Source organism: Pseudomonas sp. NY15437 (assembly GCF_048068435.1).
GTDB lineage: Bacteria > Pseudomonadota > Gammaproteobacteria > Pseudomonadales > Pseudomonadaceae > Pseudomonas > Pseudomonas nitroreducens_B.
In genome coordinates this window covers 170,638-196,046 of the sequence record NZ_JBLUQC010000008.1, presented here as the reverse complement: position 1 = coordinate 196,046, position 25,409 = coordinate 170,638, and the positions used below count along the sequence as shown (strand labels likewise).

The window sequence follows — 25,409 nt, the reverse complement described above, 5'->3', positions numbered from 1 at the left end:
ACGTGGAAAAGAACGGCACCATCAGCCGCTGGGACGATGACAAGGGCTTCGGCTTCATCCATCCCCAGGCCGGCGGCAAGGAAGTCTTCCTGCACATCTCCGACTTCCGCGGCGACCGCCGCCCGGAAGCGGGCGACCAGGTCCGCTATGTCGAGGGCACCGGCAAGGACGGCCGCCCGCGCGCCGCTCACGCACGCCTGGCGGGGCTGGCCATCGATACCCCGGCAATTCGCCGCAAACCCGCGCCGGCGGCCACCCGTGAACGGGTGCGCAGCGGCCGCGAAGTGGCCTTCCCCAGCGCACCGAAAACCTCGCTCAACCGGGCGCTGGCGATCCTCGCCGCGCTGCTGGTGCTGCCCGTCATCGGCTCGCTGCTCTGGCTGCGAGATGCCTACGTCGTCTGGTTCCTGCTGCTCTATCCGGTCTTCAGCGTGCTGGCATTCTTCGCCTACTGGCGCGACAAGCGCAGTGCCGAGCGCAATGAATGGCGTACCCCGGAACAGAGCCTGCATCTGCTGGAACTGCTCGGCGGCTGGCCCGGCGCCTACCTCGCGCAGCAGGTGTTCCGCCACAAGACGCGCAAGGTTTCCTTCCAACTGGTGTTCTGGGCCATCGTCGTGCTGCACCAGCTGTTCTGGATCGACTGGCTCAGCGGCGGCCGCCTGCTGGGCTGGATCGCTGCGCTGATGGGGCTGGGCACCCACCCGGCGTAAGCGCCTCGCCGGGAGAACGACCGGTCAGACCGGCCAGTCGTCCTTGGAAAAGCCTTCCTCCAGATAATCCAGCAACGCCCGCACCGCCGGCAGAACGCCGCGCCGGTGCGGGTACACGGCCTGCAGATAGGCTTCCGGCTCGTTCCAGGCGGGCAGCACGCGCACCAGGCGGCCGTCCTCCAGCTCCTGGGTGCAGTAATGCAGGGGCAGGATCGTGACGCCCAGCCCCGCCAGCGCCACGTTCTTGCGCAGGTTGAAGTCCTCCACGGCCAGGCGCGCTTCGAACGCGACTTCCTTCACTTCGCCCTGCGGGCCGGTGAGCTTCATGTGCACGCGGCGGTCGCTCTCGATGGCGCCCAGCACGGGCAGGGTGGCCAGGTCCTCCGGGGTGCGCAGCTTGACGCCCTCAAGCAGCGCGGGCGCGGCCACCAGTGCGGTCTGCGCCCGGCGCAGGCGTCGCGAGATCAGCGACAGGTCCTCATCGCCCGGAGCACGCACCCGCAGCGCGACGTCGACACTTTCGTTGACCAGGTCGATGCGGCGGTTGGTCAGCATCAGCTCCAGGTTCACCTGCGGGTAGGCCGCCAGGAAGCCCGGCAGCATCTCGTTGAGGGACGTTTCCGCCAGTGCCACCGGGCACGACAACTTCACCCGTCCGCGCGGCTCGGCGCTCAGTTGCGCGGCCACTTCGTCGGCCATTTCCGCTTCCACCAGCATCGCCTGGCAGTGCCGGTAATACCGCTCGCCCAGGTCGGTAAGGGCCAGTTTGCGCGTGGTGCGTTGCAACAGGCGCACGTTCAGGCGCGCTTCCAGCTCCGCCACGCGCCGCGACAGGCGGGATTTCGGCAAGCCCAGCAGGCGCCCGGCCGCCGCGAAGCCGCCGGCCTCCACGACTTTGGCGAAATAGAAAAGGTCGTTGAGGTCCTGCATGGGATTGTCCTACTGGTGAGACGAATCATTGCATTTTTGCCGACTTATCTCGAATTGGCTACATGCGTAGTCTTGCCACCAACGACGAATTCCTCCGCCAAACCACTTGGCCCCTTTCCCGGAGAACACAGATGAAACTGCTGCACATCGATTCCAGCATCCTCGGCGACAACTCCGCTTCCCGCCAACTGAGCGCCGAACTGGTCGCCGCCTGGGCTGCTGCCGAGCCGGGCGTTGAAGTGACCTACCGCGACCTGGCCGCCGACGCCATCAGCCACCTGTCCTCCGCCAGCCTGGTAGCCGCCGGCACCCCGGCTGAACTGCGCGACGCCGCGCAGAAGCACGAAGCCGCCCTGGGCGAGCAGAGCATCGAAGAATTCCTCGGTGCCGACGCCATCGTCATCGGCGCGCCGATGTACAACTTCTCCATCCCCAGCCAGCTGAAGGCCTGGATCGACCGCATCGCCGTGGCCGGCAAGACCTTCCGCTACACCGAGAACGGCCCGGAAGGCCTGGCCGGTGGCAAGAAAGTGATCATCGTTTCCACCGCGGGCGGCATCCATGCCGGCCAGCCGACCGGCATCGCCCATGAGAACTACCTGGAACTGGTGCTGAACTTCCTCGGCATCACCGACATCGAGGTGGTCCGCGCTGAGGGCCTGGCCTACGGCGACGAACCGCGCCGCAACGCCATCGCCGGCGCCCAGGCGAGCATCGCCAGCCAGTTCGCCGCTGCCTGAGCTGCACTGCCGTAAAAAAGCCCCGCACTGCGGGGCTTTTTCATTGGCCGTCCGTCCGCTGGTTCGAACGTCCGAAAACTGGCGCGTACTATGCAGATATTTCCGTTAGGCGGTGCCCGGCGGCTTTTTTTCCTGCAACAAGTCCCCGTGGTGCCTGATCAGGAGTCGTATCGGGACGGACTGCACCATGGCGAGGCGGCTGCTCTGGGTTCTCTTGCTCGTTACTTTCGGTACCGTGTTCAGTACCCCTGGCTGGGCGGCGCCCGGCTGGAACGTGGGGTTCCACCGCCTGCAGGTGAGCGACCCGCTGGACCAGCAGCCGATGAAAGCCATCGCGTTCTATCCGACGCGGGCCGCCGAGCAGCCGATGCACCTGGGCAATTTCATCCTCGATGTCGCCTATGAGGGCCAGACGGCCAACGGCCGCTTCCCGCTGCTGGTGATCTCCCACGGCAACTACGGCACGCCGCTGGCCCACCGTGACCTCATCGAAGCGCTGGTGCGCAAGGGCTTCGTGGTGGTCGCGCTGCTGCACCCCGGCGACAATCTGCATGACCACAGCCGCCTGGGGGCGGTGAGCAATCTCTACGGGCGGCCGTTGCAGGTGTCCGAAACCCTCAGTGCCGCGCTGCTCGATCCGAAGGTCGCCAGCATCGTCGATCCGCGCAAGGTCGGGGTGATCGGCTATTCCGCTGGCGGCGAAACCGCGCTGATCCTCGCCGGCGCCCAGCCCAAACTGGACCGCCTGATCAAGTACTGCCAGCAGCGCCCGGACGACAGGGATGCGTGCAGCGAAAACGGCAAGGTGCGCGCCGATCGCAACGACCTGGCGCCCATGGCCGACCCGCGCGTCGGCGCCTTGCTGCTGCTGGCGCCGCTGAGCCTGATGTATGGCACCCATGAGCTGGAGGACGTGCGGGTGCCGGTGCTGATCTACACCGGCAACGACGACCACGTACTGGACTGGAAGAAGAATGCCGGCGCCCTGGCGCGCAAGCTGCCGCAGCCGGCGGACCTGCGGGTGCTGGACGGCGTCGGGCACGGCGTCTTCATGTCGCCCTGTTCCGAGGAGGAGGTGCAGGCGGACCTGTGCACCGATGGCCAGGATGCCGACCGAAAGATCATCCACCACGACCTGGCGGCCTCGGCGGCCCGGTTCTTCGATGAGAGTCTAGGCGGCGCAACGATGCAGACCTCCGGCCGCTGACCGCCTTGCCGACGACCGCCTTGTAGGAGCGAGCTTGCTCGCGAACAGGGCCACTCCTGCAACCAGACGCCTGGCTCGGGTTTGCCCTCACCCTAGCCCTCTCCCAGAGGGAGAGGGGACTGTTCGGAGCAGAAGGAATCCACCGCGTCAGCCGGCACGGACAGCTCCCTCTCTCTTCGGAGCGGGGCGCGCGAGAGGGCAGCTCTCGGTGCGATATCTCCTGTAGGAGCGGACCTTGTCCGCGAAATCCCCCTTGGCGGGCTCCGATCCTCGCAGCATCGCGCCCGTGTAGGAGCGGGCCCTGCCCGCGACACCGCCGGCAGGGCCGGCGTCAGGCGGGTTCGCTACACAACGCCAAAGAAAAAGCCCCGCATTGGCGGGGCTTTTTCATCGCTGCGTGGAAGCGATCAGACGATCACGCCCTGGCTGCGCAGGTAGTCGTCGTAGGTGCCGCTGAAATCGGTGACGCCGTTTTCCGACAGCTCGATGATGCGGGTCGCCAGGGAGGACACGAACTCGCGGTCATGGCTGACGAAGATCAGCGTGCCCGGGTAGTTTTCCAGCGCCAGGTTCAGTGCCTCGATGGATTCCATGTCCAGGTGGTTGGTCGGTTCGTCCATCACCAGCACGTTCGGGCGCTTGAGGATCAGCTTGCCGAACAGCATGCGACCCTGTTCGCCACCGGAAATCACCTTCACCGACTTCTTGATGTCGTCGTTGGAGAACAGCATGCGGCCAAGGGTGCCGCGCACCAGTTGCTCGCCGCCCTGGGTCCACTGGGCCATCCAGTCGAACAGGTTGTAGTCGTCCTCGAAGTCCTCGGCGTGATCCTGGGCGAAGTAGCCCACGTCGGCGCTGTCGGTCCACTTCACCTCGCCGGACGTCGGCGGCATGTCGCCGACCAGGGTGCGCAGCAGGGTGGTCTTGCCGATGCCGTTGGGGCCGATGATGGCGATGCGTTCGCCGGCTTCCACCTGCAGGCTGAGGTTCTTGAACAGATCCACGCCGTCGAAGCCCTGGCTGACCTTCTCCAGGGTCACCGCCTGGCGGTGCAGTTTCTTGTGCTGCTCGAAGCGGATGAACGGGCTGACGCGGCTGGAGGGCTTGACCTCTTCCAGCTGGATCTTGTCGATCTGGCGTGCGCGGCTGGTGGCCTGCTTGGCCTTGGAGGCGTTGGCCGAGAAGCGGCTGACGAAGGTCTGCAGTTCGGCGATCTGCGCCTTCTTCTTGGCGTTGTCCGACAGCAGGCGCTCGCGGGCCTGCTCGGCCGCGGTCATGTACTCGTCGTAGTTGCCCGGGAACAGGCGCAGCTCGCCATAGTCCAGGTCCGCCATGTGGGTGCAGACGCTGTTCAGGAAGTGACGGTCGTGGGAAATGATGATCATGGTGCTGTTACGCGCCGTGATGATGTTTTCCAGCCAGCGGATGGTGTTGATGTCCAGGTGGTTGGTCGGCTCGTCGAGCAGCAGCAGGTCCGGATCGGAGAACAGCGCCTGGGCCAGCAGCACGCGCAGCTTCCAGCCCGGAGCGACGGCGCTCATCGGGCCGAAGTGCTGTTCCAGCGGAATGCCCAGGCCCAGCAGCAGCTCGCCGGCGCGGGATTCGGCGGTGTAGCCGTCGAACTCGGCGAACTGGACTTCCAGCTCGGCCACGGCCATGCCATCTTCCTCGCTCATCTCCGGCAGCGAGTAGATGCGGTCGCGCTCGGCCTTGACCTTCCACAGTTCCTCGTGACCCATGATCACGGTGTCGATCACGCTGAAGTCTTCGTAGGCGAACTGGTCCTGGCGCAGCTTGCCCAGACGCACGCCGTTTTCCAGCATGACCTGGCCGCTGGAAGGCTCCAGCTCACCGCCGAGGATCTTCATGAAGGTGGACTTGCCGCAACCGTTGGCGCCGATCAGGCCGTAGCGGTTGCCGTTGCCGAACTTGACGGAAACGTTTTCGAACAGCGGCTTGGCGCCAAACTGCATGGTGATATTCGCAGTGGAAATCAACTGGGTAACCCTTGGCTGGAACATGGTGCGCGCCGGGCGCGAACGGCGCGGGCGGGCAGGGAAGGCGGGCGCTGAAGTGCGCTTCCGACAAAGCCGCCTATTATGCCACAGGCCGGGGCCGGCGTGCATGTTTGCCGCTGTAGCGCCCGTTATTCGGGCGTGCGACGGTATCAGACAGTTGAAAGCCGCCAGTGTCCTGCATCAGAATTCGGTGTTCAGAATTCTGGTGGGGGCTGTATGAAAATCCTTAACGCTCAACATTCGCTCAAGCAGTACCTGGAGCAAGTCAGCGGCAAGCTGATCACCGTGGTCTCGGCCTCCGCCAGTGAAACCGAGTCACTGATCCAGACCCTGGTGGAGAAGGGCAATCGCCTGGACCTGCTGGTGGGCACCATCAACTCCTTCACCTCGCCGGACTTCATCGATTTCTGCGTTCGCGATGCCGGCGCCGATGTCACCCTGCACGTCGATTTCCGCGCGCAGAACAGCGTGCACTGGAAGCTGATCCTGATCGAGCCCGACGTGGTCATCCTGGGTAGCGCCAACTTCACCGAGATCGGCCTGAGCCTGACCCGCGACAGCTGCACGGTGATCCAGGACGCGGCGCTGTACGCCGACTACCTGGCGCGCGTCAGCGAGATCAAGGGCATGCCGGGCGTGGTGCTGGGCGAGGACTCGCCAGCCTTCGACGAGCAACTGGAGGAGTACCGCCAGAGCCATCGCCGCGTGCAGGCGAGCCTGGCGCGCAGTGCGCAGTACCTGGACGGCGAAAGCTGGCTGGGCGATGAAACCAACCAGAGCATTCCGCTGTTCATCTGGTACAGCGACCATTCCGATGACTCCGAGGAAAAGGCCGAAGCCTTCCTGCGCGCCAGCAGCGACGGCGTGGCCTGGGACGACGTGCGCGAGTTCTTCACCTACGAATGCGCCGAGGGCGTGCTGCCGTACGAAGAGGGCGACATGGTGCTGACCGCGCGCTGCAACGGCACGCACATCGCCTTCTACACCTTCGACCGCATCCTCTACCGCGATGGCACCTACTACATCTACTCGTACCGCAAGAAGCGCTACACCCAGCCGTTCAAGCTGGAGGACGCGAAAGAGCGCCTGCGCGATGTCATCCCCGACTGGTACGAGGAAATGCGCACCTCGCTGAACCGCCACGACATCAACAGCGTGGTGCGCTGACGCAGTAACCGTTCATCGGCGCGCAGCACGTGACCCGACGGTCGCGCGCTGCGCGGCTTGGCATTTTGCACGATGCCGACTAGCATCCTGCCAGTATCTCGACGTCGCATGCCGTTCGTGCGTGAGCCCGTCAGAAACCTGTCAGGAGGCAAAGGATCATGCCGCCACTTCCCCCCGATGAAGTCCCCGTTCGCCGCCGCATGCGCTGGCATTGGCGGTTGTTGACGCTGAAGATCTACATCCTCTCGGTATTCCTGCTGGCCTGTATGCTGGGCGGCAGCGCGATGCTGTTCCTCAATGTGCTCAACGACACGCTCGATCCGGCCCAACGCCTGGGCTCCTTCCTGGCGGGCGGTCTGATCCTGCTGCTGTGCCTGCACATCCTGCGCATGGCGTTGCCGCCGATGCCGTGGCTGGGCCGGCGGCGCAGCCTGGAATAAGCGCCTGAACGAAAAACGCCCCGGGGCAGCGATGCCCCGGGGCGTTTTGTGTCGAGCCTGCTCAGGTCATCAGAAGATGTTGACCGGGTACTCGACGAAGACGCGCACTTCGTTACCGTCGTCGTTGTAGGAGCGGGCGTCGTTGGACACGCGCAGCCAGGAACCGCGCAGCTTGACCGACAGGTCCTTGGCCGGGCCGCTCGGTACGACGTACTTCAGCTGGTTGAAGATTTCGCGCTCTTTGCCGTTGCTGGTCTCGGCGGTCTTGATGTTGTCGCCGTAGACGTAGGCCACGGTGTAGCTCAGGCCCGGGACGCCGTATTCGGAGAAGTCCAGGCTGTAGCTGCCCTGCCAGGAGCGCTCGTCCTCGCCGTTGAAGTCCGACCAGTAGGAGTTGGCCAGCCAGATGGTGGTGCCGCCGTCGCCCAGGCCGCCCTGGTTCTGGTACCAGCCGTAGTTGTAGCCGGAATCGCCGTTGTTGCGCTGGTGCGCGACCATGAAGGTGTGCGCGCCGATGTTGTAGGCGGCCGACAGGCTCCAGATGGTGTTCTTGGTGCCGTCGATGCCGTTGTCGGCAGCGAAGTCTTCGTTGACGCGGGTGCGGTAGCCGTTGAAGTCCAGGGTCAGGGACTGCTTGTCGGCGACCGGGATGACGTAGTTCAGGTTCATGTACTGCTTGCGGGCGACGTCTTCGCTCTCGTAGCCGTACAGCGAGCCGCTGAAGTTGTCGGTGAACTTGTAGCTGCCGCCGAACACGTCGATGCGCTTCAGGCCGCCGCTGTCACGCCCTTCGGCGCTCTTGCGGGTTTCCGAGGTGAAGCGGCCGACGTTCAGCTCCAGGCCTTCGATCTCCTTGGAGGTGATCAGGGTGCCGGTGAAGCTTTCCGGCAGCAGGCGGGAGTTGTCGTAGCTGAGGATCGGCAGGGCGGGCATCTGGTCGCCGTACTTGATCACGGTGTTGGAGAAGCGCGCCTTCACCGCGCCACCGGCGCGGGCCAGGTCGTTGGCGGCTTCGCCGCTGTCGCCCTGCTTGAAGAAGTCGATGCCGGCAGCGCCGCTCTTGCCCTGGCCGCCGTCCAGGCGCAGGGCGTACATGCCGAACGCGTCAACGCCGAAACCCACGGTGCCCTGGGTGAAGCCGGAGGTGAAGGTCGCGGTGGCGGCCTGGCCCCACTCGGCCTTGTCGTCGCGGCCATGCTTGTAGTCGCGGTTCATGTAGGCATTGCGGAAGAACAGGTCCAGATGGCTGTCTTCGGTGAAGCCCTTGGCGGTGGACTGGTCTTCGGCCATGGCGGCGGTCGACGCGAGGATCCCCAGTGCGAGCAGACTGATCCGGTGGTTCAGCATCTTGATTTCCTTAATGGTGCAGCGCCAGCGAACAGATAGAAAAAAGCTCTCCGCCCCGAAGTGCGTGAACGGGGTAGGGGAGTCTGTGCTGGCCTATTCTTTTGGTTGTATTCGGGGCGTGGTCGCCCCGGCGCCGCCGGATCATAACAGAGGATCGAACTTTTTCGTCCAGCCCCTGTCACGCGGCGGTCATATTGATCTGATCAACGGCGATGCCCGCCGGATCAAGGGCGCTCGCTGCCAATGGGCGCAGTCGCGGCGAAATGCCGCGCGACATCGGTCACGTCTGGCCTCAGGAGCGCTGATACAGCCAGAGGCTGAGTATCAGTCCGCTGAATGCCGCGAGCGCGGCGCAGAGGAAGATGGTGCCGAAGCCAAAGCCATTGGCAACGGCGCCCATCAGCGGCCCGGTGATGCCCAGGGACACGTCGATGAACAGCGAGTAGGCGCCCAGCGCCGCGCCGCGATTGGACGCTGGCACCAGGCCGACCGCTTCCACGCCTAGCGCGGGGAATACGAGGGAGAAGCCGAAACCGGTCAGCGCTGCGCCGGCCAGGGCGATCCACGGCGTTGGGGCGCTCCACAGCAGGAGCAGGCCGAGGCTTTCCACCGACAGGCAGGCAATGGCGACGCGGAAGCCGCCGTGGCGGTTGATGGCATTGGCGAAGATCAGCCGCGCGCCGATGAAGCAGCCGCCGAAGGCGGTCAGGCAGTAGACCGCGTCCTTCCAGCCCAGGCTGGCGTAGTACAGGGTGATGAAGGTGGCGATGGTGCCGAAGCCGATGCCACCCAGCGCCAGGCCCATGCCGTGGGGGAATACGCGGCCGAGCACGTGGTGGAAGGGCATCCGCTCGCCGTGGACCAGCGCGGCCGCGCGTTTGGGCCAGGCCAGGGCGAAGCCGAGTGCGGCCAACAGCACCACGCTGCCACCCAGGCTGGCCAGCCCGAGCTGGCCGACCATCAGCACGCCCAGCGGTGCGCCGATGGCAAGGGCGCCATAGCTGGCGATACCGTTCCAGGAGATCACTTTGGCGGTATTCGCCGCACCCACGCGGTCGATTCCCCAGGCGATCGAGGCGCTTCCTACCAGGCTTTCGGACGTGCCCAGCACCAGGCGCGCGACCATCAGCAGTCCGAGGCTGATCCACGGCAGGCCCTGCGTGGCCCAGGAGCCCAGCATCAGCGCACCGCTGCCGGCGCAGCCGAGCATGCCGTAGAGCACCGCACGCTTGGGGCCGAGGGTGTCGATGACCTTGCCGGCGTACGGCCGGGTGAGCAGGGTGGCGAGGTACTGGATGCTGATGACCAGGCCGGCCATCACCGAACCGAAGCCCAGGTCGCTGTGCACGTAGCCGGGCAGCACCGCCAGCGGAATGCCGATGGTCAGGTAGGCAATGAAGGTGAAGAGGACGACGGACACCACCTGCAGGGTGGTGGACGAGGACGAGCGGGAATCGGCGGACATGTGCAGCGGTTCGGTACGGCGGGTGGTCCTACATGATGGACCGCGCAGGGCCTGTAGGAAAGCTAGCTAACGAACTACTTTTCCTGTGCTGGCGGATCCGCTCCTACGCTCAGGTCGGGCGCGAACGTGTAGGAGCGGGCCATGCCCGCGATCACGGGCATGGCCCGTTCCTACAAGATCTTGCCGCCAACGGGGCGCAGCACCTGTAGGAGCGAGCTTGCTCGCGAACGCTTTTCTTCGGTGAGCATCGAGATTGTTACGGTTCGCGAGCAAGCTCGCTCCTACATAAAAGCACCAACCCCAGGCAGCGGGGCTTCAGACCCGGCGGAAGAGGGTGGGGTAATCGATCACCAGGCCGTCGTCATCCACTGTCAGCAGCGCCTGAAAGTTCGTGCCCTCCAGGTTTTCGTAGCGGTAGTGATGGGCATCGAGGCGCGTGTAGCCCTGGCGCATCCGGACGGGTTTCAGCTTCGGTGCTTCCACGTAGACCACCGCCAGTTCGCGGCGCTCGTTGTCGGCCAGTTGCAGGCGGCGAATGGGGAAGGTGTTGGTGAATGGCGAGGGCCATATGTCGATGTCCAGGCAACCGTCCAGCTCGGGCAGTGCCTGGCCTTCGCCGGTGCGCCAGTGTCCCTCGCCATCGGTCAGCAGGTGCAACGGATGCGTGCCGCGGGCGCTTTCCACGCACAAGCGTGCCTCCCGCAGGCGCCAGTGGTCGTCCCATTCCAGCTGGTAGTCGAGCTGATAGGACGGCCCACCCGCCTCGTCGATGGCGCGCAACTGACTGTCGGCACGCCGCTTGCCCAGTTGCAGCGATTCCCAGCTGGCGGTCGGTGCGTGCCAGATGCCTTCCCAATTCAGCGTGCGCATCAGGGCGCCTCCAGTACGAGGCCGAGGCGCTGGCGCTTAGGCAGGCGGGCAACCACCAGTTGGTGCGAGCGGGTCAGCGCCTCGCGCAGTTCGGCGTCGCCCATGGGGTAGGGGCGCTGCATGGCGATCCAGAAGGCTCGCGCCAAGTAGGGCGCCGGGCGGATGCCGGGGCGGTCGACGTAGCCCAGGAACAGCTCCGGGCCGACCTTGAAGGCCAGGCCGCCGTTGCCGCTGTCGAGGAAGTCGAGGATGGCGAACATCTTGTTGCCGGCCACCGAAAATACCCGGTTGCTGCCCCACTTGATGTCTTCGCGGGCGCCGGGCAGGTCCAGGCAGAAGCGGGCGATCTGTTGCGGCGTCATGGGCGTTCCTTCGTTCGGTCGCGTTCTGTTCAGGCGCGCATGGGATCAGTCACGGAAATAGACTTCGACCAGATGGTAGCCGAACTGGCTTTTCACCGGCCCGTGCACCACGCCGACCGGCTTCTTGAAGATCACCTGGTCGATGCTGCGGACCATCTGGCCGGGGCGCACTTCGCCCAGGTCGCCGCCACGCTTGCCGGAAGCGCAGGTGGAATGCTTGCGCGCCAGGGCGGCGAAGTCCTCGCCCTTGGCCAGGCGCTGCTTGATCTGCTCGGCTTCGGCGGCGGTCTTGACCAGGATGTGGCGGGCCATGGCGACGGGCATTGGTTCGTGTCCTTCAATGAAAGCGTCTGGGCGGCATTGTACGGCAGCAGTGATGCAGGTCGCATTTCGCGATGGGTTGCATTGTCTGGCGTAGGAGCGCTCCATAGAGTCAATAAGCAAATTCTTATTTATAGGACGCTGCTTGCAGACAGCGTCCGCCGCCACCTTGCGTACGGATGCAGTTCAATGGATATCCAAGCGATGCTCAAGATCCTGGCCACCCAGGATGGTTCGGATCTTTACCTCTCCACCGGTGCGCCGCCCTGTGCCAAGTTCAACGGCGTGCTCAAGCCGCTGACCAACGAACCGATGAAGGCCGGTGACGTCGCCCGAATCGGCTATGGGCTGATGGACGAGGAGCAGCGCGCGGAATTCGACCGTGAGCTGGAGATGAACCTGGCGATTTCCGTCGCAGGTGTCGGCCGTTTCCGTATCAACCTGTTCAAGCAGCGCAACGAAGTGTCCATCGTGGCGCGCAACATCAAGCTGGACATCCCGCTGTTCGCCGATCTGAAACTGCCCGATGTGCTGCTCAAGGTGGTCATGGAGAAGCGCGGCCTGGTGCTGTTCGTCGGCGGCACCGGCTCGGGCAAGTCCACGTCGCTCGCGGCGCTGATCGACCACCGCAACCGCAACAGCGGCGGCCACATCATCACCATCGAAGACCCGATCGAATACGTGCACCGGCACCGCAAGTCGATCATCAACCAGCGCGAGGTGGGCGTGGACACCCGCAGCTTCCACGCCGCGCTGAAGAACACCCTGCGCCAGGCGCCGGACGTGATCCTGATCGGCGAGATCCGCGACCGCGAGACCATGGAGCACGCCCTGGCCTTCGCCGACACCGGCCACCTGGCGATCTCCACACTGCACGCGAACAACGCCAACCAGGCGCTGGACCGCATCATCAACTTCTTCCCCGAGGAGCGTCGGCCGCAGTTGCTCAATGACCTGGGCAACAACCTCAAGGCTTTCGTCTCCCAGCGGCTGGTGCGTACCCAGGACGGCAAGCGGCGTGCGGCGGTCGAAGTACTTCTGGGCACGGCGACCATCAGCGACATCATCAAGCGCGGCGATTTCAGTTCGATCAAGGAGATCATGGACAAGTCCCGCGCGCTGGGCATGCAGACCTTCGACCAGGCGCTGTTCGACCTGGCGGTGGAAGGCGCGATTACCGAGGAAGAGGCGGTGAAGAATGCCGACTCGGCGAACAACCTGCGTCTGAAGCTCAAGCTGTACAAGGACAACCCTGGCAGCGCGGCTACTCCCGCAGCCGCCAAACCCGCCGCGCCGGCTCCGGCCGCACCGCCCGTGACCACGCCACCGGTGGAAGCCTCCAGTTGGGGGCTGGAACTGGCGCTGGAAGAAATCGAAGCGGAAGACGCCGAGAAGCCGGCCGGTTGATGATTCGCCATCGATAGAAAAAGCCCCGGCATGCCGGGGCTTTTTTCATGGGGAGGGAAGTCCCTGTAGGAGCGGGCCATGCCCGCGACAGGCGCAGCACGGACAGTTCCATTGAGCGCTGAACGTCGCCCTTGCCGACGGGTCGCGGGCATGGCCCGCTCCTACAGGGGGTGCATCGGCTCGCCGGATTACAGCAGCGACAGCGGATAGCTGATGATCAGCCGGTTCTCGTTGAAGCTGTTGGTGCTGCCCCAGTCGCGGCGCATGGTGGAATTGCGCCATTTGACGTTCAACGTCTTGAAGGTGCCGCTCTGCACGGTGTAGGCCAGCTCGCTCTCGCGTCCCCACTCGCTGCCGTCGTCGGTGCTGGCGTTGTGCACGTTGCTGCCATGGATGTAGCGGTTCATCAGGGTCAGGCCGGGCACGCCGAGCGCGGCGAAGTCGTAGTCGTGGCGCAGTTGCCAGGAGCGTTCCTTCGCGCTTTCGTAGCTGGCGGTGTAGCTGTCATTGGCCAGGGTGCCACCGCTGGTGCCGTTGACACGGAACCACTCGTCCTCGCCCATGACCTTCTGCAGGCCGAGATAGAAGGTGCTCGCGCCGTATTTGACCGAGAACATTCCGGAGAAGGTGCGGTTGTCCAGGTCGCCGGCCCGGGCGCTGCCATCCTCCTTGCCCCAGAAGTAGCCGATATTCGCACCGAGCACCCAATTGCCCACGGGCTGGCTGTGCTGCAGTTGCAGGTACTGCTGCTGGTAGATGTCCTTCAGCTGCGCATTCCACAGGCCCACCAGGGTGCGGTCGCCATTGAAGCGGTATTCGCCACCGGCAAAGTTGAAGCGGTCGGAGGTGAACGCCGGGCGGTTGAACAGCGACATGTCTTCCAGGCTGGCGTCGTTGCGCGGGCTGTTCTGGCGGAACTGGCCGCCGTAGAGGGTCAGGCCGTCGATTTCCTTCGACGTGACCTGGGCGCCCTGGAAGGTCTGCGGCAGCGAGCGGCCATCGTCGGAACGCAGGATCGGCAGCACCGCCATCCATTCGCCGACCTTGAGTTCGGTCTTCGACACCTTGGCCTTGCCAGCCAGCGCCAGGCGGCCGAATTCGTCGGCAGGGCGGCCGTCGTCGTGGGTCGGCAGCAACTGGGTGCCGGCGGTGCCCTTGCCGCCGTCGAGCTTGAGGCTGTAGAGGCCGAGCACGTCCAGGCCCAGGCCCACCGTGCCCTGGGTGTAGCCGGAGCGGGCGTCGAGAATGAAGCTCTGGGTCCACTCCTCGGCCTTGTTCTGCCGGGCGGTGCCGACGTAGTCGCGGTTCATGTAGAAGTTGCGCAGCAGCAGGCTGGCCTTGGCATCCTCGAGGAAGCCGCCTTCGCCAGCCTGGGCGAGAGCGGGCAGGACGGGCAGCAGGCAGGCGCTGATGGTGAAGTGGGGCAGGTGGCGGAGCATGGGTGTTCCCTCGGCATTCTTGTCGTTGTTCGGGCGAACGGGGGCCTCCGCGGAGCTCTGTCGGGAGCGGCGGATAGCGATGCAGACGTGGTCAGCGAGCGCGGATCAGGCGATCAGCCAGGCGCGACGGGGATGCGAGGAGGGGAGCTTGGGGCGATGCACGCGCGGCGGCATGCGAGGGTGAGCATGAGCATGTGAACGGACCTTTCTTATAGTTGTTGGCGCCGCATCGAGGCGGCGGCTGGGGCCATAGTGGTGCGCGCGCAGGGCGCGCCGCAATTCGCCCGAGGCATAATTGTTCGCTGTTCGAACACCAATTAACCAAACGGAACATTCCTCGCGCGCCATTGCGCGTAGGATGACCCACACAATGCTGGGCGGGACGTGTATCGCCCGGCCTTCCAGCGGACCCGCGAGGTGCTCCGGCCGCGGCGTGGCGGATTCTTTCTGCGCTGCGTCCTGCTAGGCTGTCGTGCTCCTCGTGTCTGCCGCACCTGCCTTGTGAATCCCTGAGTCGATGAGTACCCGCCAATCGCCGCTGTCCGGCGCCCACCAGCCCTTCAAGGGCATCCTGCTCATCGTCCTGGCGACGTTCCTGTTCTCCAGCCACGACGCGTTGTCCAAGTACCTGGCGAGCATCTATCCCATCGTCATGGTGGTGTGGGCGCGTTATGTGGTGCATACGCTGCTGATGGCGGGCATCTTCCTGCCGCGGGCGGGCCTGGCGGTGCTGCGTACCCGCCGTCCCTTCCTGCAGACGGCCCGCGCGCTGTGCCTGCTGGGCACCAGCTTCCTGTTCACCACCGGGCTGCAGTACATCCCGCTGGCCGAGGCGACGTCGGTGAACTTCCTCGCGCCGTTGCTGGTGACGGCGTTGTCTGTGCCGCTGCTGGGAGAGCGGGTGACGGTGGGGCAGTGGGCGGCGGTGATCGTCGGCTTCATCGGTGTGCTGATCATCGTCCACCCCGGCGGCGAACTGTTCACCCCGGCGGTGTTGCTGCCGTTTGGCTCGGCGCTGTTCTTCTGTTTCTACCAGCTGCTGACCCGCAAGCTCAGCCAGGTGGACAGCCCGACCACCAGCAACTTCTTCGCCGGCCTGTGCAACACCCTGGTGGTCAGTGCGCTGGTGCCGTTCTTCTGGCAATGGCCGGGGCTGGTTCATGGCCTGATGATGCTGGCCCTGGGCACCTGCGGGATGACCGCGCACCTGTTCCTGACCCAGGCCTTCAAGCATGCCGCCCCGGCGCTGCTGGCGCCGTTCAGCTATTGCCAGATCGTCTTCGCCGGGCTGCTCGGCTTCGTGATCTTCGGCCATACGCCCGAGCCGTCTGCGCTGCTGGGTATCGCGGTGATCTGCGGCAGCGGGCTGGCGGCGGCGTGGTTGCAGAGCCGCAGAAAATAGCTTCCAGCCTGTAGGAGCGAGCTTGCTCGCGAACAGCCCAGCAATGGAGTCGCCGGAGAATCCGTTCGCGAGCAAGCTCGCTCCTACAAAAGCCGGGGTTACTCGATCTCGAACAATCCGTGGCGGATCGGCCCGACCTGCAGGCGCTGGCGCACGTCGTCGTCGATGCGCGGGTCGTCCGGCTGGTACAGCTTCACCTGGCGGTAGGCGCTGATGCGGTTGATCTCCGGCCCGAGGTATTCCCAGACCACGCGGGTGCACGCCGGTGTGCGCCGGTCGCCGCTGGAGACGCCGGTCTTCAGTCCGTTGAGGCGGGTGATGCGGCTCTTGAAGCTGGGGATGAGGATGGTCTGGCTCATCTCGTTGACCGTGAGCGACTCGTAGTCGAGCAGGAACACCCGGTCCTGCAGCTGGAAGGCCGCGCCCAGGTAGCGGCAGCGCACCCAGTCTTCGGCCTGCACGTCGGTGCTGCTGGAGCGCTCCTGACGCTCCTGGCGCTCGAAGAGGAAATTGCCGTCCTGCTCGTACAGGTGCACCAGCGACAGCAGGATCGAGCCGGGCACCGACATGCAGTTGGAATATTCGAAGTAGTAGCCGCAGTAGCGCGACAGGTTGCCGGCGTGATCGCGCAGCGGGCGCAGCATCTCCATCAGCGGATCGTCACGCTGCACGTTGGCCGGCGAGGTGCCTCGCGCACCGATCAGGCGGGCGAATTGCTCCGGCGGCAGTTGCAGCTCGTAGTCCTCGACGCCGAAGAAATCACCGATGCGCTTGAGGTTGTACGCCGTGGGCTGGCTCTGCCCGCCGAGGTACTTGTTGAATTGCGCACGATTGATCGAAAGCTTGCGGCAAACCTCCGAGATAGAGCGGTAATGCGCGCACAGCAGTTTGAGATTGGGGCCGAGGTTCTCGGACATGCGTACCAGGTCCAGGTGATGCGAGTGGCGCCATTATAGCGTCAGGTAGCATCAATTCGTAGCAAGCCGCGAAATTGTTTCGAGACGCTTCGGGCGCAACCATGCGCCCCCAGTGAGCGGGCCAGCCCCAGGTCCGTGCTCCCACAATAACAATCGAGGCCCCAGCACATGCTCGACGCGATCAATGATTTCCTCTCCGGGAAAGTCCTCATCGTCCTCATCGTCGGACTCGGCGCGTATTTCACCATCCGCTCCCGTTTCGTCCAGTTCCGCCATTTCGGCCACATGTTCGGCGTGTTCAAGGAGTCGATCCGCGGCCAGTCCGGCCAACTGAGCTCGTTCCAGGCACTGATGCTGAGCCTCGCCGGCCGCGTGGGCGCGGGTAACATCGCCGGTGTCGGCATCGCCGTGACCCTGGGTGGCCCCGGCGCCGTGTTCTGGATGTGGGTCACCGCACTGGTGGGCATGTCCAGCAGCTTCTTCGAGTGCACCCTGGCCCAGGTCTACAAGCGCAGCGACGGCAACGGCCTGTATCGCGGCGGCCCGGCCTACTATATCCAGCACGGCCTGAAGCTGCGCTGGATGGCGCTGACCTTCGCGGTCCTGCTGCTGGTCACCTACGGCTTCGCCTTCAACGGCCTGCAAGCCTTCACCGTGACCCACTCGCTGCAGAACGCCTTCGACATTCCGGTGCTGTACTCCGGCATCGCGCTGGCCGTGCTGCTGGCCATCGTGTTCTTCGGCGGCATCCAGCGCATCGCCGCGGTCTCCGACCTGCTGGTTCCGGTCAAGACCCTGGCCTACATCGCCGTCACCCTGTACGTGATCGTCACCCAGATCGAACTGGTGCCGGGCATGCTGACCACCATCGTGAAGAGCGCCTTCGGCCTGGAACCGGCCTTCGCCGGCCTGCTGGGCAGCGCCATCGTGATGGGCGTGAAGCGTGGCGTGTTCGCCAACGAAGCGGGCCTGGGCAGCGCGCCGAACGTGGCCGCCGTAGCCGCCGTGCGTCACCCGGCGTCCCAGGGCGTGGTCCAGGCGTTCAGCGTGTTCCTCGACACCTTCGTCATCTGCACCTGCACCGCGCTGCTGATCCTGCTCTCGGGCTTCTACACCCCCGGCTTCGAAGGCGACGGCATCACCCTGACCCAGAACTCGCTGGCCGCCGTGGTCGGTGACTGGGGCCGCATCTTCGTCAGCGTCGCGCTGTCGCTGTTCGTGTTCACCTGCATCACCTACAACTACTACCTCGGCGAGAACGCCCTGCAGTTCATCGTCGGCCGTAGCCGTTCCGCGCTGATCGCCTTCCGCGTGCTGGTGCTGGGCCTGATCCTCTGGGGCTCGATGCAGAACCTGGGCACCGTGTTCGCCTTCGCCGACATCACCATGACCTGCCTGGCCTTCGTCAACCTGGTGGCCCTGGCGCTGCTGATCAAGACCGGCCTGCGCGTGATGCGCGACTACGACGAGCAGCGCCGCGCCGGCATCGAGCGCCCGGTGTTCGACGCCAGCAAGTTCGCCGATCTGGACATCGACCACGACGCCTGGCGCGATGCCCACAAGATCAACGCGACCGCTCCGGCCCACGGCAGCCTGCCGGCCCAGGGCTGATCCCTCCCGGACCGCTTCCTAAGCAAGGTCTGACACGCAAGGCCGGGACTTCTCCCGGCCTTGCGGTTTATCCTGTGAACTTTCCTACAAGAGCACTGGCATGCGTCGAGTGAAGAACCTCTTCGTCCTCTATACCGGCGGCACCATCGGCATGTTGCAGACCGCCGAAGGCCTGGCCCCGGCGGGCGGCTTCGAAGCTCGCATGCGCGAACAACTGCAGGGCGAGCACCAGCTGCGCCTCGACTGGCGCTTCGCCGAGCTGCAGCCGCTGCTCGACAGCGCCAACATGACCCAGGCCAACTGGCTGGCCATGCGCGATGCCATCGTCCATGCGGTGGAGCAGGGCGGCCATGACGGCGTGCTGGTGCTGCACGGCACCGACACGCTGGCCTACAGCGCCGCCGCGCTGTCCTTCCTGCTGCTGGGCCTGGACGTACCGGTGGTGCTGACCGGCGCCATGCAGCCCATGGGCGTGCCGGGCAGCGATGCGCCGGGCAACCTGCTGGGCGCGCTGAAGGCGCTGGAAAGCGGTGTCGAAACCGGCGTCTGGCTGTATTTCAACGGCACGATGATGCACGGCGCGCGCGTCACCAAGCTGCGCAGCGAGGCGTTCGATGCCTTCGCCGTGCTGCCGCGCGAGCGCCAGGGCGAGCGTGCGCAATCGCTGCCCGCCGAGCTGGACTACCGCCAGCCGCGGCAACCGGTGAACCTCGCGGTGCTGCCGCTGTTCCCCGGCCTGCGCGCCGAGCACCTGCGCGCGCTGCTGGGCAGTGGCGTGCAGGCGCTGCTGCTGGAGTGTTTCGGCAGCGGCACCGGCCCGTCGGACAACGACGAGCTGCTCGCCGTCCTGCGTGAAGCCCATGCCCGTGGCGTGGTGCTGGCGGCGATCAGCCAATGCCCGCAAGGCCACGTGGCCTTCGACGTGTATGCCGCCGGCAGCCGCCTGCGCGACGCGGGGCTGGTGTCCGGTGGCGGCATGACCCGCGAAGCGGCGCTGGGCAAGCTGTTCAGCCTGCTGGGCTGCGGCCTGGCGGCGGCGGACGTGGAGCGCCTGTTCGCCCTCGACCTGTGCGGCGAGCGCGTCGACTGAACGACAAGGAGCGCGCCCCGCTTACGGGCGCGATTCTTCCAGCGGTACGTTGAGCACTTCGCGCACCAGCATGGCGATGCTGCTCACGCCCATCTTTTCCTTGATTTTGGTGCGGTGCACATCGACCGTCTTGACGCTGATGTTCAGCTCGCGGGCGATCACCTTGCTGGCCTTGCCGTCCACCACCATCATCAGGATTTCCCGTTCCCGCCCGGTGAGTAGGTCGAGCTTGTGCTTGAGGTGCTGCCGCTGCTCCTGGCCGGCATGCACCTGCACCGCGCTTTTCAGCGCCGCCTGGATGCGGTCCAGCATCTGCTGCGGGTTGTAGGGCTTCTCGACGAAATCCAGCGCGCCGTTCTTCATCGCCTTCACCGACATGGGAATGTCGCCGTGGGCGCTGACGAAGATGGTCGGCAGCGCGATGCCCCTGTCGTTGAGCATCTCCTGCAGCTGGAAGCCGCTGGTCTCGGGCATGCGCACGTCGAGCACCAGGCAGGCGGGGAGTTTCGGGTCGTATTCGCGCAGGAACTCCTCGGCGCCGCCAAAGCACAGCGATTCGATGCTGACCGAATCGAGCAGCCAGGCGAGGGAGGTGCGCAGGTCCTTGTCGTCGTCGACGATGTAGACCACGGGTTTTCTAGCTTCCATCAGGCGTCGCCACTGTCTTTCTTATCGTTGTGAAGCTGCACGTAGGCCGCGGTACGCCGGGCTTTTTGCCGCGGTCGCCGCAAGGTCTTGCCCGGAGCATACCCATAGTCGTCGACGCTGACGATAAAGAAACCACCTACATGACTAGCGGACTCCACCCGCTGGCGTGGTGATCGTCTGAATATGGCGCGCCGTCGTGCTGCCCTACGCTGGCCCCATCCAGGAAAGGCCGGGCGTGCCGGCCACCGCAGAACAAGGGGCGACGAAATGGCCAACACCCTCAGCCAGACTCAGATCGATTTCCGCAACGCCATGGCGCAGCTGCCGGCGGCGGTGAACATCATCACCACCAACGGCCCCGAAGGCCGCTGCGGCATCACCGCCAGCGCGGTGTGCTCGGTCACCGACTCGCCGCCCACCGTGCTGGTCTGCGTCAACCGCGGCAGCGCCACCCACGACGTGTTCCGCAGCAACGGCCACCTGTGCGTCAACGTGCTGTGCGGCGAGCAGGAAGAGCTGGCCCGGCATTTCGCCGGGATGACCAAGGTCTCCATGGAGGAGCGCTTCGCCTGGGACCTGTGGGACGACGGCTACGCCGGCCTGCCGGTGCTGCGCCAGGCGCTGGTCAGCCTGGAAGGGCGGATCAGCGACTGCAAGGAGGTCGGCTCCCACACCGTCATGTTCGTCGAACTGGAGAAGGTCGCGGTGCGCGAGCGCCAGGACAGCCTGGTGTACTTCAACCGCGTATTCCACCGCGTCGAGCGTGAGGCGGTGCGCTGCGCCAGCTGAGCCGTCCCACAACAAAAACGAGGTAAGACCATGACCGTGAAGATTTCCCAGACTGCCGAGATCCAGACGTTCTTCCAGGAAGCCAGTGGCGCGTTGAGCGAGAGCGGCAACCCGCGGGTGAAGCAGTTGGTCCTGCGGGTGTTGCAGGATACGGCCCGGCTCATCGAAGACATGAACGTCACCCCCGACGAGTTCTGGAAGGCGGTGGACTACCTCAACCGCCTCGGCGCGCGCCAGGAGGCTGGGCTGGTGGTCGCGGGCCTGGGCATCGAGCACTACTTCGACCTGCTGCTGGACGCCCAGGACGCGGCGGCCGGCATCGGCGGCGGCACCCCGCGCACCATCGAAGGCCCGCTGTACGTGGCCGGCGCGCCGGTGTCCGAAGGAGAGGCGCGGATGGACGACGGCAAGGACCCGGGCACCGTGATGTTCCTCTCCGGCCGCGTGTTCGACCCGGAGGGGACGCCGCTGGCCGGCGCGGTGGTCGATCTCTGGCACGCCAACACCCAGGGCACCTACTCGTACTTCGACAGCACCCAGTCCGAGTTCAACCTGCGCCGGCGCATCGTCACGGATGCCGAAGGGCGCTACCAGGCGCGCAGCATCGTGCCCAGCGGCTACGGCTGCCCGCCGGACGGCCCGACCCAGGAACTGCTGAACCAGCTCGGCCGCCACGGTCAGCGCCCGGCGCACATCCACTTCTTCATCTCCGCGCCGGGGCATCGCCACCTGACCACGCAGATCAACCTGGCCGGTGACCAATACCTGTGGGATGACTTCGCCTACGCCACCCGCGATGGGCTGATCGGCGAGGTGCGTTTCATCGAGGACGCAGCCGCCGCCCAGGCGCGCGGCGTGGAAGGGCGTTTTGCCGAGATCGAGTTCGACTTCCAACTGCAGCGGGCCGCCTCCGCCGATGCCCAGGACCGCAGCAGCCGCCCGCGCGCGTTGCAGCAGGCCTGATGCCGGACCTGTAGGAGCGAGCCATGCTCGCGATCCGCGGACAACGTCCGCGCCAGCCACCGAACGCGGAAGCCAATCCATACGTAGGAGCGGACTCCGTCCGCGATGGTCTGGTGCTCGGGCCGTCGCAGGCGTGGCCAGTTCCTACAGGGCAATCCCGCGCTCACTGTAGGAGCGAGCCATGCTCGCGATCCGCGGACAGGGTCCGCGCCCGCACCGAACGCCAATGCCAATCCAGGCGTAGGAGCGGACTCCGTCCGCGATGGTCTGGTGCTCGGGCCGTCGCAGGCATGGCCAGCTCCTACAGGTCAATGCTGTTCCCCCTGTAGGAGCGAGCCACGCTCGCGATCCGCGGACTCCGTCCGCGATGCTCTGGCGCCCGGGCCGTCGCAGGCATGGCCAGCTCCTACAGGGTTGGCTCGGCGCACGGTTGTAGGAGCGAGCCACGCTCGCGATCCGCGGACAACGTCCGCGCCCGCACCGAACGCCGATGTCAGCCCAGGCGCAGGAGCGGACTGCGTCCGCGGTGCTGTGGCGCTCGGGCTGTCGCCGGCATGGCCAGCTCCTACAGGGCAATCCCGCGCTCACTGTAGGAGCGAGCCATGCTCGCGATCCGCGGACAGGGTCCGCGCCACCGCAGGCACTCGCTCAGCCTTTGCGCTCCCGATGCATCAGCCACAGGAAGTACGGGCAGCCGATGAACGCCGCCAGCAGCCCCGCCGACACCGGCCAGGGATAAGCGATGTTGCGCCCCAGCCAGTCCGCCACCACCATGATCAGCGCACCGGCCACCGCGCTCAGCAGCACCTGCGGCGCGGCGCGGCGCACGCCCAGGTGGCGGGCGATGTGCGGGCCGATCAGGCCGACGAAACTCAGCGGGCCGACGATGATGGTCGCGGTGGCGGTGAGCACCGCGGCAGTCAGCAGGATCGCCAAATGGCTCAGGCGCAGCCGCAGGCCCAGCGCGGTCGCCGTGCCGTTGCCCAGCGTCAGCAGGTCCAGCGGGCGCGCCAGCAGCAGGCTGACGCCGATCATCAGCGCGCCCACCACCAGGCCGGTGCTCGCCGACAGCGTGTCCACCTGGTAGGTCGAGCCGGTCATCCAGCTCATCATCGCCGTCATGCGCGGGTCGCCGCTGGCCAGCAGCAGCGTGCTCAGCGAGTGCAGCAGGGTGGTCAGGCACACGCCGGTGAGCAGCAGGCGTTCGGCGTTGAAGGTCTTGCGCCAGGCGAACCACAGCAGCAGGCCAAGGGCGAGCAGCGCGCCGATACTGGCCGCCGGGACCATGTAGGCCTGCGGCTGCGGCATCACCAGGAACAGCACCAGCACGGCGATCGCCGAGCCGGAGGTGGCGCCCAGCACTTCCGGGCTGGCCATCGGGTTGCCGGTCAGGCGCTGCACCAGCAGCCCGGCCACGGCGAGCATGGCGCCGGCGGCCAGGGAGCCGAGCACGCGCGGCAGGCGCCATTGCGCGATGGCGTCGCCCAGGCCGGCGTCGCCCCAGTGCCAGCCGTTGGCGTCCACGGCGAAGTAGATTGCCGGCAGCGTCAGCAGGCCCAGCAGGATCGCCGCGCCGATGATCAGCCGCCACGGATGCTCGCGCTGCGGTTTCGCCGGCGCCGGCCGCGGGACGATGCCGCCGCTGCGCTGGCGGCTGAGCAGCCACAGCAGCAGGGGCACGCTGAAGATGCCGGTGAGGATGCCGGCGGGGATCTCCCCGGCGAAGCGCGACAGCTCGCGGGCGATCTGGTCCACCCCGCAGAGCAGCGCCGCGCCCAGCAGCGGCGCCCAGATCAAGCGCTGCTTCAGCGTGCGCGCTCCGCATAGCCGGGCGATCGCCGGCGCGGCCAGGCCGACGAAGGCCAGCATGCCCACGGCGCTGGTGACGAACGCGCTCAGCGCCACGGCCACGGCCAGGCCCAGCACGCGGGTGCGCAACAGGTTCACGCCCACCGCGGCGGCGCCTTCGTCTTCCAGGCCCAGCGCCGCCAGCGGGCGCACCATCAGCAGGGCAATCACCATCGCCAGCGCCAGGCGCGGGGCGAGATACAGCACGCCATCCCAGCCGCTCTGGTTCAGCGAGCCGGCCTGCCAGAGCAGCAGATCGATCAGGTAGTCGTGGTTGAACAGCACCAGCAGCGCGTTGAGCGACACGCAGTACAGGCTGATGACCATGCCGGCGAGGATAAAGCGCAGCGGCGACAGCGTGCGGCCCCAGGCGAAGGCGAACAGCAGGGCGGCGGCCAGCGCCGCGCCGGCCAGGGTGACGGCCTCCAGGCCGTGGACCAGCAGTGCGGGGGCGAAGATGGTGGCCGCCGAGAGGGCGAGGTTGGCGCCGGCGGAGACGCCCAGGGTCACCGGTTCGGCCAGCGGGTTGCGCAGGATCTGCTGGAACAGCGTGCCGGCCAGGGCCAGCGCGGCGCCGGCCATCAGGCTCACCACCAGGCGCGGGAAGAAGCTGAAGTGCAGCAGCACCTGGCGCACGTCGTCCAGGTCCGGCGCCCATAGCGCCTGCCACCAGAGGTCGCGGGGCAGGGCGCCCTGCAGGCCGTGGAGCACCAGCAACCCCGCGAGGATTGCCAGGGCCAGCGTGCACAGCGCCGGGCCCCATTGCAGGCGGGGGCGCGCGGTGGCGAGGCCGAGGGTCGATTCAGACATGGGCGAGCTCCGTGGCGCTGTCCAGGTAGGCGGCGATGCGCTCGGCCAGGTCCAGCACCGAAGCGGCGCCGGCGTAGGGGTAGAAGCGTTGCAGCGTCAGGGTGTGGCCGCGGCGTACGGCGGGCAGGTTGGCCCACAGGTCGTTGGGCTGCCGCAGGCTCTGCAGGCGCGCGGAGGTGGTGGGAATGTCGACGTAGACCAGGTGCGCGTCCGGCCGCTCGGCCAGGCGCTCGATGCTGACCATGGCCAGCCCCACCGGGCCGACCGGCCCTTGCCAGGCGTTTTCCACGCCGAGACGGTCGAGCACGTCCTGCACCATGCTGTTCTTGCCGTATACGGCGGCGTGGCGGCCGTCCTGGTTGAGCACGGCGACGCACACCGGCGGCAGAGTGCGCTTCGCCAGCGTGGCGCGCAGTGCAGCCAGGCGCCGTTCACCGGCGGCGATGTACTCGCTGGCGGCCTGCTCGACGCCCAGGCGCTGCGCCAGGTCGTTCATGAAGTCCGTGGTGGCGCGCCAGGCGCCGTTGGCGGCCGGATAGATAGCTACCCGCTCGGTGGGCGCGATGCCGTTCAGGCGGCGCTCCAGGGTCGGGGTCATCGGGTCGCTGAGGATCAGCTGCGGTTGCAACTGCTGGATCAGCTCCAGGTTCGGTTCCCAGTACGGGCCCACGTCACGCACGCTGTCGGGCAGCGGCAGGGTCGGCATGCGCACCCGGTAGTAGCGGTCGTCGGAGATCGCCAGGGGCGGTACGCCCAGTGTCAGCAGCGTCTCGGCGGCCACCCAGTTCAGCGCGACGATCCGCGTCAGACGCTCGCCGGCTAATACCGGCAGGCCGGAGGCGCAGGCCAGCCCGCCGATGGCGAGACCCTGCAGCAGGTGGCGACGGGTGAGGGACATGGGACTT

At 66.3% G+C, this 25,409-nt stretch carries 23 protein-coding genes; 11 read left to right on the top strand and 12 right to left on the bottom strand.

All coding sequences use genetic code 11. The features are described from left to right. Positions 1-2 precede the first annotated feature (2 nt). Positions 3-713, top strand: a complete 711-nt coding sequence (locus ACNFIA_RS19335) for a DUF1294 domain-containing protein (RefSeq protein ID WP_259754801.1) — start codon at positions 3-5, stop codon at positions 711-713. A 24-nt stretch (positions 714-737) separates the two neighbouring features. Here the strand turns inward: ACNFIA_RS19335 and ACNFIA_RS19330 are convergent, their stop codons facing one another. After that, positions 738-1,643, bottom strand: coding sequence for a LysR substrate-binding domain-containing protein (locus tag ACNFIA_RS19330; RefSeq protein ID WP_416787789.1), 906 nt, complete (start codon positions 1,641-1,643; stop codon positions 738-740). Positions 1,644-1,774: 131 nt separating this feature from the next. On the opposite strand from ACNFIA_RS19330, the gene ACNFIA_RS19325 reads away from it, so the two are divergent. Both ACNFIA_RS19325 and ACNFIA_RS19320 read left to right on the top strand, forming a co-directional pair. Then, positions 1,775-2,383, top strand: a complete 609-nt coding sequence (locus ACNFIA_RS19325; RefSeq protein ID WP_259754804.1) for an FMN-dependent NADH-azoreductase — start codon at positions 1,775-1,777, stop codon at positions 2,381-2,383. A 187-nt stretch (positions 2,384-2,570) separates the two neighbouring features. Then, the gene (locus ACNFIA_RS19320; protein WP_416787785.1) at positions 2,571-3,590 is read left to right on the top strand and encodes an alpha/beta hydrolase family protein; all 1,020 of its coding nucleotides are present in this window, start codon (positions 2,571-2,573) and stop codon (positions 3,588-3,590) included. A gap of 407 nt (positions 3,591-3,997) precedes the next feature. On the opposite strand, the gene ACNFIA_RS19315 is transcribed toward ACNFIA_RS19320, so the two are convergent. Then, positions 3,998-5,587: an ABC-F family ATPase gene (locus ACNFIA_RS19315; protein ID WP_259759647.1), complete on the bottom strand. Its 1,590-nt coding sequence runs from the start codon at positions 5,585-5,587 to the stop codon at positions 3,998-4,000. Positions 5,588-5,824: 237 nt separating this feature from the next. Here ACNFIA_RS19315 and ACNFIA_RS19310 point away from each other — a divergent pair, with 237 nt between their 5' ends. Together ACNFIA_RS19310 and ACNFIA_RS19305 are read left to right on the top strand one after the other, a co-directional pair. Further along, positions 5,825-6,775 carry a phospholipase D-like domain-containing protein gene (locus ACNFIA_RS19310; protein ID WP_259754806.1) on the top strand — a complete coding sequence of 317 codons (951 nt, stop codon included), beginning with the start codon at positions 5,825-5,827 and terminating at the stop codon, positions 6,773-6,775. Positions 6,776-6,933: 158 nt separating this feature from the next. Continuing rightward, positions 6,934-7,215, top strand: coding sequence for a hypothetical protein (locus ACNFIA_RS19305; RefSeq protein ID WP_259754807.1), 282 nt, complete (start codon positions 6,934-6,936; stop codon positions 7,213-7,215). A 69-nt stretch (positions 7,216-7,284) separates the two neighbouring features. Here the strand turns inward: ACNFIA_RS19305 and ACNFIA_RS19300 are convergent, their stop codons facing one another. The 5 genes from ACNFIA_RS19300 to ACNFIA_RS19280 all read right to left on the bottom strand — a co-directional run bounded on the left by ACNFIA_RS19300 (position 7,285) and on the right by ACNFIA_RS19280 (position 11,583). Continuing rightward, entirely contained in the window at positions 7,285-8,562 is a 1,278-nt protein-coding gene (locus tag ACNFIA_RS19300) for an OprD family porin (protein WP_259754808.1), read from the bottom strand. A gap of 292 nt (positions 8,563-8,854) precedes the next feature. Continuing rightward, the gene (locus ACNFIA_RS19295; protein ID WP_416787780.1) at positions 8,855-10,027 is read right to left on the bottom strand and encodes an MFS transporter; all 1,173 of its coding nucleotides are present in this window, start codon (positions 10,025-10,027) and stop codon (positions 8,855-8,857) included. Between the two features lie 315 nt (positions 10,028-10,342). Further along, positions 10,343-10,897 carry a putative glycolipid-binding domain-containing protein gene (locus ACNFIA_RS19290; RefSeq protein ID WP_416787777.1) on the bottom strand — a complete coding sequence of 185 codons (555 nt, stop codon included), beginning with the start codon at positions 10,895-10,897 and terminating at the stop codon, positions 10,343-10,345. Then, on the bottom strand, positions 10,897-11,259 hold the full coding sequence (locus ACNFIA_RS19285; RefSeq protein WP_259754812.1) for an MmcQ/YjbR family DNA-binding protein: 363 nt from the start codon (positions 11,257-11,259) through the stop codon (positions 10,897-10,899). Before ACNFIA_RS19285 ends, ACNFIA_RS19290 begins: the two co-directional genes overlap by 1 nt. 45 nt (positions 11,260-11,304) lie before the next feature. After that, entirely contained in the window at positions 11,305-11,583 is a 279-nt protein-coding gene (locus ACNFIA_RS19280; protein ID WP_138523972.1) for a peptidylprolyl isomerase, read from the bottom strand. Between the two features lie 186 nt (positions 11,584-11,769). Between ACNFIA_RS19280 and ACNFIA_RS19275 the strand changes: the two genes are divergently transcribed. Then, positions 11,770-12,987, top strand: a complete 1,218-nt coding sequence (locus ACNFIA_RS19275; RefSeq protein ID WP_416787774.1) for a PilT/PilU family type 4a pilus ATPase — start codon at positions 11,770-11,772, stop codon at positions 12,985-12,987. A 188-nt stretch (positions 12,988-13,175) separates the two neighbouring features. On the opposite strand, the gene ACNFIA_RS19270 is transcribed toward ACNFIA_RS19275, so the two are convergent. Continuing rightward, positions 13,176-14,426, bottom strand: a complete 1,251-nt coding sequence (locus ACNFIA_RS19270; protein WP_416787772.1) for an OprD family porin — start codon at positions 14,424-14,426, stop codon at positions 13,176-13,178. 517 nt (positions 14,427-14,943) lie between these two features. On the opposite strand from ACNFIA_RS19270, the gene ACNFIA_RS19265 reads away from it, so the two are divergent. Continuing rightward, positions 14,944-15,828, top strand: a complete 885-nt coding sequence (locus ACNFIA_RS19265) for a DMT family transporter (RefSeq protein WP_416787769.1) — start codon at positions 14,944-14,946, stop codon at positions 15,826-15,828. Between the two features lie 98 nt (positions 15,829-15,926). Here ACNFIA_RS19265 and ACNFIA_RS19260 read toward each other — a convergent pair whose 3' ends face one another. After that, complete coding sequence (locus ACNFIA_RS19260; protein WP_416787766.1) at positions 15,927-16,745, bottom strand: helix-turn-helix domain-containing protein; 819 nt, start codon at positions 16,743-16,745, stop codon at positions 15,927-15,929. Between the two features lie 168 nt (positions 16,746-16,913). On the opposite strand from ACNFIA_RS19260, the gene ACNFIA_RS19255 reads away from it, so the two are divergent. Both ACNFIA_RS19255 and ACNFIA_RS19250 read left to right on the top strand, forming a co-directional pair. After that, positions 16,914-18,356, top strand: coding sequence for an alanine/glycine:cation symporter family protein (locus ACNFIA_RS19255; protein WP_259754818.1), 1,443 nt, complete (start codon positions 16,914-16,916; stop codon positions 18,354-18,356). Positions 18,357-18,456: 100 nt separating this feature from the next. Then, a complete protein-coding gene (locus tag ACNFIA_RS19250; RefSeq protein WP_416787764.1) occupies positions 18,457-19,446 on the top strand; it encodes an asparaginase in 990 nt (329 codons plus the stop codon). A gap of 21 nt (positions 19,447-19,467) precedes the next feature. Here the strand turns inward: ACNFIA_RS19250 and ACNFIA_RS19245 are convergent, their stop codons facing one another. Further along, positions 19,468-20,094 carry a response regulator transcription factor gene (locus tag ACNFIA_RS19245; protein WP_259754820.1) on the bottom strand — a complete coding sequence of 209 codons (627 nt, stop codon included), beginning with the start codon at positions 20,092-20,094 and terminating at the stop codon, positions 19,468-19,470. Positions 20,095-20,361: 267 nt separating this feature from the next. Here ACNFIA_RS19245 and hpaC point away from each other — a divergent pair, with 267 nt between their 5' ends. Both hpaC and catA read left to right on the top strand, forming a co-directional pair. Next, positions 20,362-20,883, top strand: a complete 522-nt coding sequence (gene hpaC / locus ACNFIA_RS19240; RefSeq protein ID WP_259754822.1) for a 4-hydroxyphenylacetate 3-monooxygenase, reductase component — start codon at positions 20,362-20,364, stop codon at positions 20,881-20,883. A gap of 30 nt (positions 20,884-20,913) precedes the next feature. Next, positions 20,914-21,846 (top strand): catechol 1,2-dioxygenase, encoded by a 933-nt coding sequence (gene catA / locus ACNFIA_RS19235; RefSeq protein WP_416787761.1) that lies wholly within the window; start codon positions 20,914-20,916, stop codon positions 21,844-21,846. Positions 21,847-22,494: 648 nt separating this feature from the next. Here the strand turns inward: catA and fhuB are convergent. Continuing rightward, the gene (fhuB, locus tag ACNFIA_RS19230) at positions 22,495-24,504 is read right to left on the bottom strand and encodes a Fe(3+)-hydroxamate ABC transporter permease FhuB (protein WP_416787758.1); all 2,010 of its coding nucleotides are present in this window, start codon (positions 24,502-24,504) and stop codon (positions 22,495-22,497) included. Then, positions 24,497-25,402 carry an ABC transporter substrate-binding protein gene (locus tag ACNFIA_RS19225; RefSeq protein ID WP_416787755.1) on the bottom strand — a complete coding sequence of 302 codons (906 nt, stop codon included), beginning with the start codon at positions 25,400-25,402 and terminating at the stop codon, positions 24,497-24,499. Before ACNFIA_RS19225 ends, fhuB begins: the two co-directional genes overlap by 8 nt. Between the last annotated feature and the right edge of the window lie 7 nt (positions 25,403-25,409).

Bases quoted from the DNA above. Each gene is read 5' to 3' on its own strand.
- ACNFIA_RS19310 (WP_259754806.1), top strand. From the start codon at position 5,825: ATGAAAATCCTTAACGCTCAACATTCGCTCAAGCAGTACCTGGAGCAA.
- ACNFIA_RS19280 (WP_138523972.1), bottom strand. From the start codon at position 11,583: ATGCCCGTCGCCATGGCCCGCCACATCCTGGTCAAGACCGCCGCCGAA.
- ACNFIA_RS19285 (WP_259754812.1), bottom strand. From the start codon at position 11,259: ATGACGCCGCAACAGATCGCCCGCTTCTGCCTGGACCTGCCCGGCGCC.
- ACNFIA_RS19290 (WP_416787777.1), bottom strand. From the start codon at position 10,897: ATGCGCACGCTGAATTGGGAAGGCATCTGGCACGCACCGACCGCCAGC.
- hpaC (WP_259754822.1), top strand. From the start codon at position 20,362: ATGGCCAACACCCTCAGCCAGACTCAGATCGATTTCCGCAACGCCATG.
- ACNFIA_RS19245 (WP_259754820.1), bottom strand. From the start codon at position 20,094: ATGGAAGCTAGAAAACCCGTGGTCTACATCGTCGACGACGACAAGGAC.
- catA (WP_416787761.1), top strand. From the start codon at position 20,914: ATGACCGTGAAGATTTCCCAGACTGCCGAGATCCAGACGTTCTTCCAG.
- ACNFIA_RS19265 (WP_416787769.1), top strand. From the start codon at position 14,944: ATGAGTACCCGCCAATCGCCGCTGTCCGGCGCCCACCAGCCCTTCAAG.
- ACNFIA_RS19295 (WP_416787780.1), bottom strand. From the start codon at position 10,027: ATGTCCGCCGATTCCCGCTCGTCCTCGTCCACCACCCTGCAGGTGGTG.
- ACNFIA_RS19325 (WP_259754804.1), top strand. From the start codon at position 1,775: ATGAAACTGCTGCACATCGATTCCAGCATCCTCGGCGACAACTCCGCT.
- ACNFIA_RS19260 (WP_416787766.1), bottom strand. From the start codon at position 16,745: ATGTCCGAGAACCTCGGCCCCAATCTCAAACTGCTGTGCGCGCATTAC.
- ACNFIA_RS19320 (WP_416787785.1), top strand. From the start codon at position 2,571: ATGGCGAGGCGGCTGCTCTGGGTTCTCTTGCTCGTTACTTTCGGTACC.
- ACNFIA_RS19300 (WP_259754808.1), bottom strand. From the start codon at position 8,562: ATGCTGAACCACCGGATCAGTCTGCTCGCACTGGGGATCCTCGCGTCG.
- ACNFIA_RS19330 (WP_416787789.1), bottom strand. From the start codon at position 1,643: ATGCAGGACCTCAACGACCTTTTCTATTTCGCCAAAGTCGTGGAGGCC.
- fhuB (WP_416787758.1), bottom strand. From the start codon at position 24,504: ATGTCTGAATCGACCCTCGGCCTCGCCACCGCGCGCCCCCGCCTGCAA.
- ACNFIA_RS19250 (WP_416787764.1), top strand. From the start codon at position 18,457: ATGCGTCGAGTGAAGAACCTCTTCGTCCTCTATACCGGCGGCACCATC.
- ACNFIA_RS19255 (WP_259754818.1), top strand. From the start codon at position 16,914: ATGCTCGACGCGATCAATGATTTCCTCTCCGGGAAAGTCCTCATCGTC.
- ACNFIA_RS19270 (WP_416787772.1), bottom strand. From the start codon at position 14,426: ATGCTCCGCCACCTGCCCCACTTCACCATCAGCGCCTGCCTGCTGCCC.
- ACNFIA_RS19305 (WP_259754807.1), top strand. From the start codon at position 6,934: ATGCCGCCACTTCCCCCCGATGAAGTCCCCGTTCGCCGCCGCATGCGC.
- ACNFIA_RS19225 (WP_416787755.1), bottom strand. From the start codon at position 25,402: ATGTCCCTCACCCGTCGCCACCTGCTGCAGGGTCTCGCCATCGGCGGG.
- ACNFIA_RS19275 (WP_416787774.1), top strand. From the start codon at position 11,770: ATGGATATCCAAGCGATGCTCAAGATCCTGGCCACCCAGGATGGTTCG.